Origin of the sequence: Labrys okinawensis (assembly GCF_047345005.1) — a bacterium.
In the GTDB taxonomy this organism is placed as follows: Bacteria; Pseudomonadota; Alphaproteobacteria; order Rhizobiales; family Labraceae; genus Labrys; species Labrys okinawensis.
Window position 1 is genome coordinate 1,683,335 of sequence record NZ_CP178864.1, and the last position, 14,061, is coordinate 1,697,395.

At 58.7% G+C, this 14,061-nt stretch carries 12 protein-coding genes; 9 read left to right on the plus strand and 3 right to left on the minus strand.

The genetic code is table 11. The features are described from left to right. The first annotated feature begins 8 nt into the window (after nt 1-8). The 3 genes from ACMDCR_RS08035 (at nt 9) to ACMDCR_RS08045 (ending at nt 2,389) form a co-directional block, all read left to right on the plus strand. Nucleotides 9-893, plus strand: coding sequence for a substrate-binding domain-containing protein (locus tag ACMDCR_RS08035; RefSeq protein ID WP_413992024.1), 885 nt, complete (start codon nt 9-11; stop codon nt 891-893). Between the two features lie 23 nt (nt 894-916). Beyond that, nucleotides 917-1,945: a GntR family transcriptional regulator gene (locus tag ACMDCR_RS08040; RefSeq protein WP_413992025.1), complete on the plus strand. Its 1,029-nt coding sequence runs from the start codon at nt 917-919 to the stop codon at nt 1,943-1,945. Between the two features lie 234 nt (nt 1,946-2,179). Further along, nucleotides 2,180-2,389: a cold-shock protein gene (locus tag ACMDCR_RS08045; protein ID WP_284309905.1), complete on the plus strand. Its 210-nt coding sequence runs from the start codon at nt 2,180-2,182 to the stop codon at nt 2,387-2,389. 100 nt (nt 2,390-2,489) lie between these two features. On the opposite strand, the gene ACMDCR_RS08050 is transcribed toward ACMDCR_RS08045, so the two are convergent. Both ACMDCR_RS08050 and ACMDCR_RS08055 read right to left on the minus strand, forming a co-directional pair. Beyond that, complete coding sequence (locus tag ACMDCR_RS08050) at nt 2,490-3,917, minus strand: pyridoxal phosphate-dependent decarboxylase family protein (protein WP_413992026.1); 1,428 nt, start codon at nt 3,915-3,917, stop codon at nt 2,490-2,492. A gap of 55 nt (nt 3,918-3,972) precedes the next feature. Beyond that, on the minus strand, nt 3,973-5,040 hold the full coding sequence (locus ACMDCR_RS08055) for a class II aldolase/adducin family protein (protein ID WP_413992027.1): 1,068 nt from the start codon (nt 5,038-5,040) through the stop codon (nt 3,973-3,975). Nucleotides 5,041-5,541: 501 nt separating this feature from the next. Between ACMDCR_RS08055 and ACMDCR_RS08060 the strand changes: the two genes are divergently transcribed. From ACMDCR_RS08060 to ACMDCR_RS08085, 6 genes are all read left to right on the plus strand, one after another. Beyond that, nucleotides 5,542-5,997: a hypothetical protein gene (locus ACMDCR_RS08060; RefSeq protein WP_413992028.1), complete on the plus strand. Its 456-nt coding sequence runs from the start codon at nt 5,542-5,544 to the stop codon at nt 5,995-5,997. A 372-nt stretch (nt 5,998-6,369) separates the two neighbouring features. Beyond that, nucleotides 6,370-7,200 carry a TIM barrel protein gene (locus ACMDCR_RS08065; protein ID WP_413992029.1) on the plus strand — a complete coding sequence of 277 codons (831 nt, stop codon included), beginning with the start codon at nt 6,370-6,372 and terminating at the stop codon, nt 7,198-7,200. A 260-nt stretch (nt 7,201-7,460) separates the two neighbouring features. Next, entirely contained in the window at nt 7,461-7,697 is a 237-nt protein-coding gene (locus tag ACMDCR_RS08070; protein ID WP_413992030.1) for a hypothetical protein, read from the plus strand. Nucleotides 7,698-7,982: 285 nt separating this feature from the next. Further along, nucleotides 7,983-8,153, plus strand: coding sequence for a hypothetical protein (locus ACMDCR_RS08075; RefSeq protein WP_413992031.1), 171 nt, complete (start codon nt 7,983-7,985; stop codon nt 8,151-8,153). 2,123 nt (nt 8,154-10,276) lie between these two features. Further along, entirely contained in the window at nt 10,277-11,125 is an 849-nt protein-coding gene (locus tag ACMDCR_RS08080) for an ABC transporter permease (protein WP_413992032.1), read from the plus strand. A gap of 67 nt (nt 11,126-11,192) precedes the next feature. Continuing rightward, nucleotides 11,193-12,236 carry a hypothetical protein gene (locus ACMDCR_RS08085; protein WP_413992033.1) on the plus strand — a complete coding sequence of 348 codons (1,044 nt, stop codon included), beginning with the start codon at nt 11,193-11,195 and terminating at the stop codon, nt 12,234-12,236. Nucleotides 12,237-12,376: 140 nt separating this feature from the next. Here the strand turns inward: ACMDCR_RS08085 and ACMDCR_RS08090 are convergent, their stop codons facing one another. Then, nucleotides 12,377-13,981, minus strand: coding sequence for a glycosyltransferase family 61 protein (locus ACMDCR_RS08090; protein ID WP_413992034.1), 1,605 nt, complete (start codon nt 13,979-13,981; stop codon nt 12,377-12,379). Between the last annotated feature and the right edge of the window lie 80 nt (nt 13,982-14,061).

Consider the following 14,061-nt stretch of genomic DNA (forward strand, 5'->3'; position numbering starts at 1 on the left):
AGTGGTGCATGGCTCCTCTCGAAGCCGGCAGACGGCTGAAGCTCCTGTTCATAGCCGTGAACTGCGACGAGGATTTCTTCGGCCCCGTTCGGTGCGGCATGGCCGACGCTGCCGCACTGATGGGGGTGGATGCCGAGTTCACGGGCACGGTAGGGGTGGATGCTATCGGGATGGCGGCGATCGCGCGGCTCGGGCTCGAACAGGGTGTCGATGGGCTTGCCATCGTGGTGTTCGATGCGGGCGCCTTCGCGCCGGTGATCGCCGAGGCACGAGGCCGCGGGGTGCCGGTGGTCGCCTTCAACATCGGTGCCGACCGGGACAAGGCTGGCACGCTCAGCAGCATCGCCCAGGACTTCCCGGCCGCCGGCCGGGCCCTGGCGCGACGCGTTGCCGCCGATATCGGGCCGGGCAGCACCGTGCTGCTCACCATGCACGATCCCGGCATTTCTGCGCTCGAGGAAAGGCGCGATGGCATCAAGGCGGGGCTTGCCAATCAAGGCATCGAGTGGGTCGAGACCGTCACCAGCCATTACCCTGAAGAGGCTGCGCGACACATTCTGCGCATTCTCGCGCAGCGGCCGGACATTTCCGCTGTGCTCGCCACCGGCCAGGCCGACACCGAGGGAGCGGCACTGGCGGCGGAGCTGATGTCACGACCCGTCTATGTGGCCGGCTTCGATCTCTCCCCGACGATCCTGCGCCTGATCGAGGCCGGGCATCTTGCCTGCACTACCGACCAGCAGCCCTACACGCAGGGTTTCTATCCCGTGATCCAACTGGTGCTGCACATCCGCTATGGCCTGCTGCCGGTCGACATGGATGCCGGCGCCGCTATCATCGATCGGACCAATGTCGCGCGTATCGGCGCCCTGTCGGCGGCTGGCTTCAGGTGAGGCCCATCCGAGGAGGAGAGGCCATGAGCGAAACCTTGGCCGCCGGCCGCGAGCCCGATGCCGTGCCTGTCGGCGGGCGGCGCCGGATGAACGAGATCGTTGGCCAGGTGCTGGCCGATCACATCCGTTCCGGCGCCTTGCCGGAGGGCTTCGTCATCCGCGAAAAGGCGGTGACGAATCTTTTCGGCATCGGCCGCATGCCCGCGGTCTCGGCGATGATGCGGCTGGAGGCTGAAGGTCTTGTTCACCGCAGGCCCTCCAGGCGCGGGGTGATCGTGGGCCCGCATCCGACGGACATTTCGATATTGGGCGAACTCGCCACCCATGTCGTGCTGCCGCCAGACGTCGTGGCGGAACTGCGCGTCCGCAATTGGCGGGCGCTGATCTACGCATCGGTGGAAAAGGAGGTCGCTTCCTGCCTGCTGTTCGGCCGTTTCCAGATTCGCTCGCAGATCCTTGCCGAACATTTCGGCGTCAGCCGCACCATCGCGCATGAATTGCTGCTTCGGCTGGAGCGGGTCGGCCTGGTGCGCCAGGAATCCAATGCGCGCTGGTATGCCGGGCCGCTGACGCCTGGCCGCATCAAGGAGCTTTACGAGATGCGTATCCTGCTGGAGCCCCCAGCGCTGCGGCAGGCCGCGCCGCGGCTTGACCCGCGCATGATCTGCGAGAGGCTGACGCGTGTTTGCGATGCCGAAACACCGCAGGCCCGCGCCGATCCGAGCCTGCTGCATCGGCTGGAAGTCGATCTGCACCATGACATCGTGCTCAAATGCAGCAATGACGAGCTGCGCGAGACGCTTTATCGCTGCCAGCTGCCGCTCATCACCGCGCATCTGTCCTTCGGCTCCTACCGGGAGCAGCCCGACATCCCGCGAATGATCGTCATGCACAAGGCCATTCTGAGCGATCTCGCCGAGGGCCGCGTCGATGATGCCGCCTGCGTGCTGGAGAGCCACCTCAGGGAATCCTCCGACAACAATCCCAGGCGGCTGGCTGGTCTGCCGCCGCTCGATCGCATCCGCCTCAGCCCCTATCTCGACCCGGCCTAAGGGCTCGAAAGCGGCATATCTATCGGGCGAGGTTAAGGTAAAATTGAACGGATGTGATCGCACTACTTGCATTTGATCGTTAATGACATCATAAAACGCCATCGAACTCGGCCGGACGTTTTGGCCGCGCGGTCCTGTGGCCGTGCACGCTGATGACCTTCCTACCAATTTCGACCAAAAGCGCTTTTGCTGCCCTCCTGCTGCAAAGGCACGTGCCCATAGGAAAGGTTCATCATGAGCACAGGTACCGTGAAGTGGTTCAACACCCAGAAGGGTTATGGTTTCATTCAGCCGGATGACGGCTCCAAGGACGTCTTCGTCCACATCAGCGCCGTCGAGCGTGCTGGTCTGCGCGACCTCCAGGAAGGCCAGAAGATCAGCTATGAGCTGGTCGAAGACCGCCGTTCCGGCAAGATGTCGGCCGACCGCCTTTCGGCGGCCTGAGACGTCGCTGACTGACCGGCACCCATACCGCGGTGTCGCGACAGAACCAACACATCAGAGCCAGGCGAGAGCCTGGCTCTTTTGTTTTCATGGACTCTCGTCAGCCTTCCCGCACTTCGCGCCAGGCTTGAACAATCGCGCTGGCCGAGCGCAGGGCGTCCGCTTCGCTGGTCTCACAGCCGATGAGCGAGAGGCGCATCACCCAGCGGCCCTGCCATTGGGCGCCACCGGCAAAGCAGGTGCCGTCTCGCTGGAGGGCGGTAATGGTACGGCGGGTGAGGTCGTCGCCCTTCTGTGCTTCCTCCCCCGCGCCGAAGCGCAGGATGACCTGGTTGAGCACGACATCGTTGACGATGGCGATGCCGGGTTCGCCGCGCAGCGTATCGGCGATGAGGCGGGCGAGATGGCAATGGCGCTCCACCAGGGCGGCGATGCCCTCGCGGCCATAATGGCGCAGCATGGCCCAGGTGGCGAAACCCCGGGCGCGGCGCGACAGTTCCGGGACGTAGTGGGAGGGATCTCGCTCTCCGTCACCCACCGAGGGCAGGTAGCTGGCCGCGATCATCATCGCGCGGCGATGGGCATCGGCGTTGCGGACGATGGCATAGCCGCAGTCATAGGGCGTCTGCAGCCATTTGTGTCCATCCGTCGCCCAGGAATCCGCGCCTTCGATGCCATCGGCCAGTGCGGCGCGCGCGGGACAGGCCCGAGCCCATAGGCCGAAGGCCCCATCGACATGGATCCAGCAATTGGAATGAACGCGGGTGGCGTCGATGATCGCCGCATACGGATCGAAGGCCCCGGTGTTGATCTGGCCCGCTTGCGTGACCACGATGAGGGGCGCGTCCCAGTCGACATTGCGCATCACCCTGGTAAACGCGTCGGGCAGCATGGCGCCTTCCCTGTCGGTGGCGACGCGGGTCACCCGCTCGTGGCCGAGGCCGAGATATTGCAAGGCCGAAAACACGGTAGAATGCGCGGCATCACCAATCAGCACCTGGATCGGCGGCGCATCGAACAGACCCTTGGCCTCGACATTCCAGCCGAGCCGAAGCAGCACCTCGCTGCGGGCGGCCGCCAGCGCCACGAAATTGGCGACGGTAGCACCGGTGACGAAACCGACCGAGGCTTCCCGCGGCAGGTCGAGCAGGTCGAGCAACCAGCGTGCCGCCACCGTCTCGCAGGCCGCAGCCGAGGGGGAGGCGGTGTGGTTGCCAGCATTCTGGCCCCAGGTCGAGGTCATCCAGTCGGCGACGACTCCGACGGGATGGGAACCGCCGATCACCCAGCCGAAGAAGCGGCTGCCTGTGGTGGCATGCAATCCGGGCGTAGCGCGCCGCACCAGGTCTTCCAGCACCGCCTCGGCAGGCTCGCCCGTCTGTGGCGTCGGCATCTCGAAGGCCGCCAGAGCCTCGGCATAATCGACCTCCGGCCTTTGCGGGCGCTCGTCGAGGCCGGCGCGAAAGGCAAAGGCCAGCTTCGCCGCCTGAGCGAAGAGATGCGCGATATTGGTCTGCGACTCCGTCATCTCAGGCCTCCCCCGGCATCTTCTCGTTATCGGGATTATGACAGAACCGCCGTCGTCATGAAGCCTTCGCCTTGGCGTCGAGCGCTTGCCGGTATTTCTCGGCTTCCCAGTGGGTGAGTTGATAATCTTGTTCCGGGGTCAGGCGCTGGATCGTTGCGCCAGCCGGAAGGCGCGAGGCGACGTTCCACAGGCAGAGCGCCAGCGCATCGGCCGCCGCGGTGGTCTGGTGATGCAGCACGATGCCGAGCCCCGGCAGCACCAGCATGGGCGGCGGGCCGTCCTTGGCCTCGGGCTTGCGGATGGCTTCGCCGGCGGCGATGTCGTCGGTCTCGATAACGCCCGGGCCGAGAAAGATGACATGGTCCGGATAAAGCGAGCCGCCGCGCACATGGCCGGCGCTGACCGGATCGAGCGCCACGCCATGCACGATCGGGTTGGCGGGCAGCCGGTAGTTCGTGCCTGCGACGATCGTCGCGAGCTTGCCAAGATCGGCCTCCTGCGCCGGGCGGTGCGGCAAAGCGAGGGCCTGGCAGACACGGTCCAACCTGTCCTCGACTTCGGCGACGCGGGCGCCGGAAACGACGAGGCCGTGATTGCCGAGGATCAGCACATTGGTGCCTGGTGTCGATCGCGCCAGGATCTCCTTCGACAACGGCACGCCGGGCCGGCAATAGGGCACGAAGGCCCAGACGACGTCGCCGAGCGGATCGAATCGCCTGGCGATTTCCGCCTCGCAGCCCGGCTGCACTGCGTGGGCGAGTGTCTCGACGCAGTGGATATGGGCGACCACGGCATGGGGAATGACGGCGTGCACGCTCGTCTCGATCGATGGCCGCAGGTTGAGGCGGTTGCGGGCCCGGTCGACGAAATCGACGGCGGTCTCGGCACGCGGATCCCCGTCGGCCAGCGCGGCAAGGAGGTCCGCCAGCACGACCGGCACCATGATATCCTGCTCCAGCGCATGGGCGAGCCAGGTGCCGGAGGCCTTGATCCACATCACGCCGTCAACCTTGAGCGATGTATTGCCGCCCGCCGCCTGGGTGCGGTCAGAATTCCGGCCGAGCGCCGCCGAGAAGGCGTTGAGGGCCTGGAACTCGCTATTCGCAGCCATAGGATGGGTCATGCGTTGGTGGCTCCGAGTGGACTGGCCGCGGGATTCGTTACGGCGGGATCGTAGATGATGTGTCGTCATGTCAGCAGTAGCGTATCCTCACAAACTTTGCTTGTAAGTGGATACGCCGACATCCACGGATTCGACTTTTCTCTGTTGAGCTGCATGCAAGGGTTCGGGATTGCTGGCCGAGGCGTCGGCCGACTTAGCCGCCATGTCCGGCGGCGAGGACGAGCGTGAAGACCGGCAAGATAGCAAGCAGGAAGTGTGCGAGTCTTTGACTGCTATCAATGATCCATAGGCCATGGCTTTTGCCAGAATGATGCTCTATTGAGGAATCATTCCCCTCCAGATTCTTGTTGCTCGATGAAGACGCCAATCAAACCTTTCGTTGTCGAGGTAAAGCGCTCGCGTTCCAGCGTTTCGGCTAGAGAGCCAGTTCCGATCCGACAGGCAATACTGGCCGAGACGATCGCACCCCCCGCCCCTGCCTCTCACACTGAAGCACGCCAGTTGGCCGAGCAGGCATTCAAGTCCTTGACGACCGCTTCCCCTGACCGGCGCGAGGAAGTCTTTAGGGCCGAGACTGTATTTCGAGCGCCGGCGCAGGCCGTAACGGCGGAGATCTCCGACGCTGAAGTCCTGACTGCTGATCCGCAGGTGCAGCCGGCGCCAGCACAGGAACCGGCGCCATCAAAGCTGCCCAAGCCGCGCGCCAAGAAGATGCAGGTTGCGCCGGCGCCTGCAAAAAAAGGACGGCCCTCGAAAGTCCTGGCGGCCACTACCACGACGCGAACGCAACAAGATGCGCCCGCCCCGGTCCCGAAGGTGCTTCCGCCATCGACATCGGCTGTGCAGGGCGCATCGGGAACGCTGCCGGTCGGAGAAGAAGAGCGCCAAAACACCCGGCAAAGCTGGGGATGGGCCCCCGGCGAGCGCTGGAAGAAGCGGTTGCGGCATTTGCGCTGAAGCGTATCGGCGCCATCCCGAAGGCTCGAGACTCGACCTCAGCCTGACAGCCTGGGCGATATGTAGCCGACGGGACCGGTGGGAGTGCTCTCCGCAGTTCTGCAAGCATCAGCTCCGGCAACCTCAACGGCCGATCTGGGTCCCATCTGGGGCAGGTTGGTTTCGTCGCCGAAGTCGTCCGGCGCTGCTGGGCAATGGGAGCCGGCTGGCCTGCGCATCAATGAAAATTGCCGATATACTATAATTGAAATTTTCATTGCGAACTCTGGTGATCCGTGATCCTCTCGGCGGAGGGTTCAAAAAACTCGTCCGTAAATGACGTGACGATCATCGCTTGGCAGAACTGCCGGCCGGTCGCCCTGAGGAGAGGTAATGATGATGCTGAAGTTCGCGATCAACCGCACTGTTTCGCCCTTCCGCGACCTCACCGCCTTCCTCGCTGTCGCTCGCGGTGTTGGCGTGCAGGGCGTGGAGATCCGAAACGATGTGGAGGGGCAAGAGTTTGCCAACGGCCTGGCGCCTCGCGAACTTGCCTCGCGCGTAGCCGAGGCAGGACTGACGATCGCCTCGATCAACGCCTTGCAGCGCTTCAACGACTGGAACGATGAGCGCGCCCAGGAAGCGCGTTTCTTGATCGAATACGCGGCGACATGCGGCGCGCCTGGCATCGTTCTCTGCCCGGTTGTGGATGAGTGGGACGGGCGCAGCCCCCTTCAATTGGAGTCCGACCTGCGGCGTTCCCTGCTTGCCCTGAAGCCCATGCTTGCCGACAATGGCGTCATCGGCCTGGTCGAGCCGCTCGGCATGCCGGCCAGCACCCTAAAGTTCAAAGGCCCGGCTGTGGCAGCTATCGAGGACATCGATGGCTTCGGCTCATTGGCCCTATGCCACGATACCTTCCAGCATTTTCGCTGCAGTGATCCTGCGTTATATCCGCAACACACCCGGTTGATTCACGTCTCGGGCGTCTCCCGCCGGGACCTTCCGCCCGAGGGGCTGCGCGAGCCGGATCGCGGCTTCGTCGGTGCCGATGATATCGCAGGCAATGTCGAGCAGGTGGTAAGGTTCCTTGGTGCTGGGTATGATGGCTTCATTTCCTTCGAGCCCTTCGATCCCGTCCTGCAGGCCCTTCCTGATCCCGGACCCGCCTTGGCCGAGAGCATCCGTTATTTGAACTCGGCGCTGGTCAATGCGAGAGCCTGACGCCTATGGCATTTTGCGATTTGACGGAATAGTCAAGAATCGCAAAGATGCGTCCAAACAAGAAGTTAGGGTGAAGAGCATTTGGGTGTGAGCGCGCCTTGCTCTCGTAATGACGGCTGCGGCCATACGATTTTCCGCCATCACATGCCGGCCGCCCCGATCAATCGCCCACTATCCAAATGCCTGACTATTGGGCCCTGTAAGATCGACTATAATCAGCAAAGAATATTCGGTGGGGAAACGCGATTTTGGAGAGGGACGTGATCCTTCTCGATGGCTTCGGGATCATCGCCAGCGATCTGGTGCCTCCTGGAACCGTCGCGATCATGCTTCACGGTGGCGATGTCAAAGTCGTACCCGCCGAAAATCTGCGGGCGACGGTCAAGCAGCTGGGCGCCGACAAAATCGAGGGGCTATCGATGGCCCCTTCGGATTTCGAGAAGGTCGAAGCCGTAATCGAACGCCGGAAAAAGGCTGCGAAATCCAGCGAAGAATAATGAAACCGCGAAGTGATCCTCGATCGCGGTTGCTCTTTGTTACGCCCTCGTCCCGATTGGGGCCCTGACGCTCACGCGACATGTATGCCCCCGCAGCGCCTTTTCTTGCAGTTTTGACCTGTGCCGGTAGCCCTTTACAGGAAAGCGTGTTCAAAGGCTGAACGCTGTTTTGCTTTAACTCTTTGTTTTTACGCATTTTCCTAATCGAAAAGTCTGTCATTCCCTCTCGAAAATGCTTTAGCGTCACAAACAGACGTGAGACGGTCCAGACAGGAGCAGTCGATAATGACAATAGACCCTAACGATCCGCCAAAACCGCCCGCCGATCCCGAACCGATCGAGCCCGAGACGCCACAAGAGGATCCCGCGGAAGAACCGGCCGAGGACCCGGAGTCCTATCCCTCGGAAGTGCCGAGGTTTGATGAGCCGTTCCTGGTTCCGTCGAGGGAGTTTTGAGGCACGGCCGCGACTTATCGAAGTTCATGGGCCGTCCCGATACCTTTCTCACGAAGCACCCCGGTGAGGCCCCGCGATTTTGGCGGCTGGTGTGGCACCTGGCTCCGCCAGCGGATAATCGGCTGACACCCGTTTCAAATGGCGCCCGAGGAGGACGCCTACCATGACGGAGCTGACGCCCCAGGCCGCCAGATAGAACAACCAGCGCGTGGACGCCCTCTGCGGATGCCGCTCTCGCTCGGTCATGGTCGCCCCATCCTTTCAGCGGTCGTCGCTTGACGCGTCTCAACGTGGCTAAGGTCGTACGGAACCGGGCAACGGACACTGCTCATATCAGCTTGAGCCCTCGGGGTCCCGACCAGGTCGCCGCGGTTGGGTGCAGACACCCTGGCCGGTCCCAGCCGGGTAGCGTTGCGACATGCCGGCCAGGACCACCATAACATTCGAATTTTTGCTTCGCCGCTTAGCTCATAGGAGTAGAGGTGCCGGGCCTTTGGCCCAAGTCGGTGCGACGATGCGCATCACTATTAATTTGGCCAAATAGGTGTGCGTTGATACTGCTTTCAGCTAATTTCGAATATCGTTCCATGTAAATCATTAATGAGTTGTGAATCATCCTATGAACTTCGAGCGAAACGAGTCTCTTGCCGGGTCCATTATCACCGATGTAGCTAAATCACTTGAGGAATTGTCAGCTCAACCGAAAGATTACATTTCAGTGATTGCAAGTCCGGACCTAAAGTTATCAAAGATAACTATCTTTGGCCAGGACAAGCCATTAGCAAGCATTGATTTCGACGCTGACCAACTCGACATTCTTATTTCAAGGATTGTGGCGGTGAGAGACGCCTTGAGCGGTCGGAGATAGTTTCCCGAGATTGGAAGATTCCCGGACCGCGACTTCCGTTTCCTCGAACTCACGCACTCGCCAGCCTGGTGCCTAGCGATGCGGCTGCGGTATTACTATCCGGCTTGCATGCAATTGGGCTCATTCCTGAGGCCCGGCATTTTCAAGTGCAACCCTTTAGTTGGCTGTCCAGCCGGGCTCAAATCACGATCGTCAGTGCAGCCCTTGACGTCACTCCCTGATTGGCTGGCCTCACTTTCGAGCCCGGGCCGTCGCCTTGAATTCCCCTGGCGTTGCGCGTGGCGCTGCGGCTCCCCGAAAAGAGCATAAAAAGCCCGGCTCAGAGAAACCTGGGCCGGGCCAGTTACTAGCACTGTGTGGTTGATGCCCACCTCATTGTTGTAGCAGAGAATTTCAGGCGGGTGCATGGCGCATAGGTTTGTGTGGCATCCACTCTACGCAGGGGGAGTAAGGCTTCGGGGTAGGTTAAATAATCCCCCATTCGATAGTGGCGATATGAGCGGCGTAGTGACACGCGTATAAGTATATATCCGTCTTCGGACACCGGCATCGGCAGTGGGCTTCGATACTGTTGATCAATCGAAGCGGCCGATGCATGCACAGTCCCGTTGTCTATTTACTCATCGTGCGCTGCAATCGAGCTTTGCACGAGGCAGAGAGCTGAGCCATGTGAGACTTCAGGCAAGTAGGTACGCCGGAGCTCGAATTAACGTATCCGCCACAGTATTGCTTGGCATCGCTGTAACAGGGGTTTGATCCGTGAACGGCCGCCAGCATATGAGCCATTGACGGAAGGGCACTGCTGGTAAGGCCGACCAGGATAATGGATCCTGCGAACACGAATCGTGAGAGCATTGCTATTCCTCCCTTGTCTTCGTACAGCCGCCAAACCCCAGACCATGATCTGCCAAAGGAATAAAGCTTACAAGGTCGGCTCGATTACGAAAGCCGCACTCATAAGATGTATCTGGTCTACCTCATTCGCGTTTGCTCGGGAGGCTCTGGTGTAGGCTGCACGCTTATTCAGCGGAAGGAGCGTGCTCCAGGGCGCGCTGTAACTTATGAGCGGGCAACGCATGTCTCCGGCCTGGGCCGGCGGTTCAGGCGGCTTGCCCGAGAGGTCAGGCCGGACGCTCTAATCTGACGTAACGAGAACTGGACGTCTTTACGTCAGCCACAAAATTTCGTAACGGAAGGCTCTGACAAATTCACAGAATGCCAGGCAGTGTGATGACCGCGAGACGGACAGTCACAATTGAGCACGCTGCAGGGCACTGAGGCAATCAGGAGAGCGCTGGCGGTGTTGCAGCAAAGTCAAGTTCCCACGTTCATGACTGCGTTCGAGCGCCAACGCCGCGTCATGGTGGCAGTGCTTTTGCGGAATGTCAGGACCCGATTTTTTGGGCATGGCTTGGGATATGTCTTCGCTATCCTGTGGCCGGTGGCGCACATGCTGCTTCTTGCTGCGATGTTCATAGGAGCCGGGCGGGCACCCCCGGTTGGCGAAAGTACCCTCCAATTCGTCTGTACGGGCTGCGTTCCCTTCATGGCCTATTCCTATCTTGCCCGCTTCATGATGGTTTCGCTGATATCCGCCAAACCTCTCATGGGCCTGCCGGAGGTCAAAGTGATGGACGTATTGCTATCGAGTGCCCTGCTTGAGATTCTCTCAGCAGCCGTCGTCATTATTGTCATGATTTGCCTTGGCGTGGCATTCGACGTGAGTGTCTGGCCACAAAGCATCACGACAGCCTTTTGTGCCATGAGTGCTGCCATTCTTCTCGGTGTCGGTTTTGGCGTCCTTAACGGCGTGATCGTTCTGGCCTATCCGATGTGGATGACAGGATACGCACTCTTGAGCATCGCTATCTGGGGTGCATCAGGGGTGATGTTCATCCCCGATCTGGTGCCGGAGCCTTACAGAACCTGGCTATCCTACAATCCCATGCTTCAAGTCGTCGAGTGGATGCGAGCCGCCTATTACGAGGGTTATGGGGACCAAACGCTCAACAGGAGCTACGTCGTCGCGTTCGGAGCCGCGACGCTCCTTGCCGGATTGATACTTGAACGCGTTATGCGGGGCTATGTGCTCTCGAGCCGTTAAGGCCCTCGGATCAAAATCCTGGCCCGACTTTTGACAAGCGGGCGGGTAGGAATGATTGTAGTTTCATATGCTCTTCAACATCCAATCGGACAATGGACACGCCATAGTCGGCTATGTAGTCCCTGACGACTACGAGAGAACCACAACGCTCCGGGTCGTTGTGGAGGGCGAGGTCATTGCGCGGGTACCCACGGACGAGTGCCGCATATCGCTGGTCGAAAGCGGCCGACATGGCACAGGATTATGTGGCTTCACCATCGACAACGCGGTCGTTCCCGATCTCTTCGATCTTCACGATCTCCAAATTTTCGAGGACGAAACGGGTATCTTGATATACCGGCGCCGACCTGCGAGCGCGGACATCCAGGAACGCGTTTTTCGTATCGAGACACATCTCTTTCCCTTGTGGCATATGGATACGGCATTGCAGGAACATTTCTGCCATTTCCATAAGGGCGTTGATCGATACGGCAGTGAGACAACGACGCAAATCTTCCTGCTAGACAACGCACAATCGATTTATATTAGCGGTCGACTTCCATATAGACAGTACTATTCGCACCTTGACAGCTTTGCATGCGTCACACTCCTGCATGAACCTTACTACGAACTTGCCGAGCGGCTCATGACGCTTAAGCACGCCACGAAGTATGGAGACACCTTGCTTGGGCCACGTGAATCGACGATTTTGCAGCCGGCCATCGATTTTGCCAATGCGTTGAATTCGGATGGCGAGGCGCTGTCACGCGCCTTTGCGGCAATGCCCGGTCCAGTCATCGCCCTTCTATCGAACCCCATTGCCCGGCAATTCGCGGCAGAATCCTTCGACGCGCCGGAGCCACGAGGCTCCGTCGCCACGGCTTTGGCGAACCTTTCCCAGTGCGCCCTTGTGGGCGTTCGCGAACGCGCCGCGCCCTTCGCGGGAGATTTGGAGAATTTGCTCGGTTTGCCACCCGCAACAGTCCAGATCGCCCCGATGCTGCAGCCGGCTCAGGCTCTGGCGAATAAGTTGCGCCATATTCCCGAGGTTGAAATTCTGCTTGAATCGGACCTCGACATTTACGCGCAGGTCAGCGAGGCTGTTCATCACGCCTACGGCATGGAAGACTAAAGCGTTTTGCACTTCCTGGTGAATCGATCTGAGAATAAGACTCTCTACTTGTCCGTGAAGCGCATTGAAGTGGGACCGCGCTCCAAGATGATAGGCGGACGGAGATGAGGCTCTATATCGCTTGATCCATGGGCCTGGCATCATGCAGTTGTAATCGAAATCTGGATCCCATTCAAAGCTGATTGAGATTCAGATACACAATCTTGTGCGTTTTCTGCGTGAATTGGTTCAGCAACTCCAACAAAACGGCCAAACGAACGCAGCCGATATTTGTGCGCAACCTCGGGTTTAAGTCTAAGTGTAAAGCCTTTTATCACTTTGCTCTGGTGGCGAGTTCCCGCGAATTCACCAGATTGATACCATGGGCTCCATGTCGAGTCGTGGTAACAAACACGGTGCTCCAAAATATTTTCGCCACAGCTTATAGCCACGCCCTCTATTCCGTTACCTAAATTTATCACCCCGGAATAGCTGCAAACATCTCCTATGTTTTGCAAATGAGCAATCAACACCAGATCAATGCGATCTCCCTCCAAGCTGTCCTCTCGCAGCGCCTCTCCTATCAATACATCCCTTCTATTTATAATAGTGTAAGCCCTATCGACTACTATGTCAGAATTACTTTTGCCAAATAACCATACTCTGGCATTCTTTTTCTTGGCGGTAACGCGAGTATCGCCGGCGTCCCCATCGTTATTGATCTTATCAAACAAAGATTGCGCAATATATTTAGGATTCTTGCAATGCAGCGCATATCCAGTGCCATCTTTACTCCCGATGTAATCGACAAGGGGTGAATGGTAATACTTGATATTTGTTTTGAATGCCATGTCCATCAATGTATAGTTTGGATTGATGCGCTCGGAATGGGCCAAGACAATTTGCCGCGAGGTCCCGCCGGAAAATCCCGATGCATGGAATACGGATCCGATGCCGCCCAATATTCTTTTTCTATCCCGAAAGATCGCTAGCTGTTCGCTGAGGCTCAGCGTCTCAGGGTAAATGATTTCTACGCCGAGATTCTCCAAACATTCCTCGATTTCGACTTCATTCACAATTCCTGTAATTTTGTTACTTATTTTTGACTTTGACAGGTAAACAATCTTATTGTTATTTGTTGTCGGTACATCCTTCAACAATTTATTACCTATTTCTCGGAAGAACTTCTGCGTTGTCTCGGGGTAAATCCATCCAAGCATCTGCATGCATGGAGTTGGAACTATTATGTCGTGAAAGACTTCGGTCTCGTTCAAACATTCTACTATGTCAGATCTTTCGATTCCTATCGCCGCCAGAAACGACTGTACAAACTCATGTCCGAACCAGTGTTCAAGGGGTGTCTGGGTCTGGAAAAGGACCTTCCTGCCATTCAGGCCTTTCTGGGCGATGTACCAAAGTCTCGACAGAGATTCGAATATAAAGTGACCATAGTACAGGTTTATCCTTCCCCCAAAGATGAGGCCGGACTTATCAGTGTCAATGACGCTTTGAGGATGACATGCAAGCTGAGGAATCTGATCCAGATATCGATTTGGAGACCCTTGATAATTAATAGCCTCCTCAATTGGATTCCCATCAAGATCGAAAACTCCCCACCTGCCTCCTTTGTAAAAAGGCGTGATAATTGCGCTTCTGACGTGAACTACGCGAGGCGTGCCCAATTTGATCTCAGTGGAAACCCTGCGCGGATCGTACCAAGGCCCGGCGCAAGGAATGAGAGGGGAATTGGTGCTGTCATGCGGCATATTTAGTCCATTTCGATTTATGATCGGCCGTATCAACAGGCCATTAGGGAAGCGGATCCTGACAGACAAGAGGCAAGGCG

Coding starts and splice junctions, on each gene's coding strand:
- ACMDCR_RS08085 (WP_413992033.1), top strand. CDS start 11,193: ATGCTCTTCAACATCCAATCGGACAATGGACACGCCATAGTCGGCTAT.
- ACMDCR_RS08035 (WP_413992024.1), top strand. CDS start 9: ATGGCTCCTCTCGAAGCCGGCAGACGGCTGAAGCTCCTGTTCATAGCC.
- ACMDCR_RS08065 (WP_413992029.1), top strand. CDS start 6,370: ATGATGATGCTGAAGTTCGCGATCAACCGCACTGTTTCGCCCTTCCGC.
- ACMDCR_RS08045 (WP_284309905.1), top strand. CDS start 2,180: ATGAGCACAGGTACCGTGAAGTGGTTCAACACCCAGAAGGGTTATGGT.
- ACMDCR_RS08075 (WP_413992031.1), top strand. CDS start 7,983: ATGACAATAGACCCTAACGATCCGCCAAAACCGCCCGCCGATCCCGAA.
- ACMDCR_RS08050 (WP_413992026.1), bottom strand. CDS start 3,917: ATGACGGAGTCGCAGACCAATATCGCGCATCTCTTCGCTCAGGCGGCG.
- ACMDCR_RS08040 (WP_413992025.1), top strand. CDS start 917: ATGAGCGAAACCTTGGCCGCCGGCCGCGAGCCCGATGCCGTGCCTGTC.
- ACMDCR_RS08090 (WP_413992034.1), bottom strand. CDS start 13,981: ATGCCGCATGACAGCACCAATTCCCCTCTCATTCCTTGCGCCGGGCCT.
- ACMDCR_RS08055 (WP_413992027.1), bottom strand. CDS start 5,040: ATGACCCATCCTATGGCTGCGAATAGCGAGTTCCAGGCCCTCAACGCC.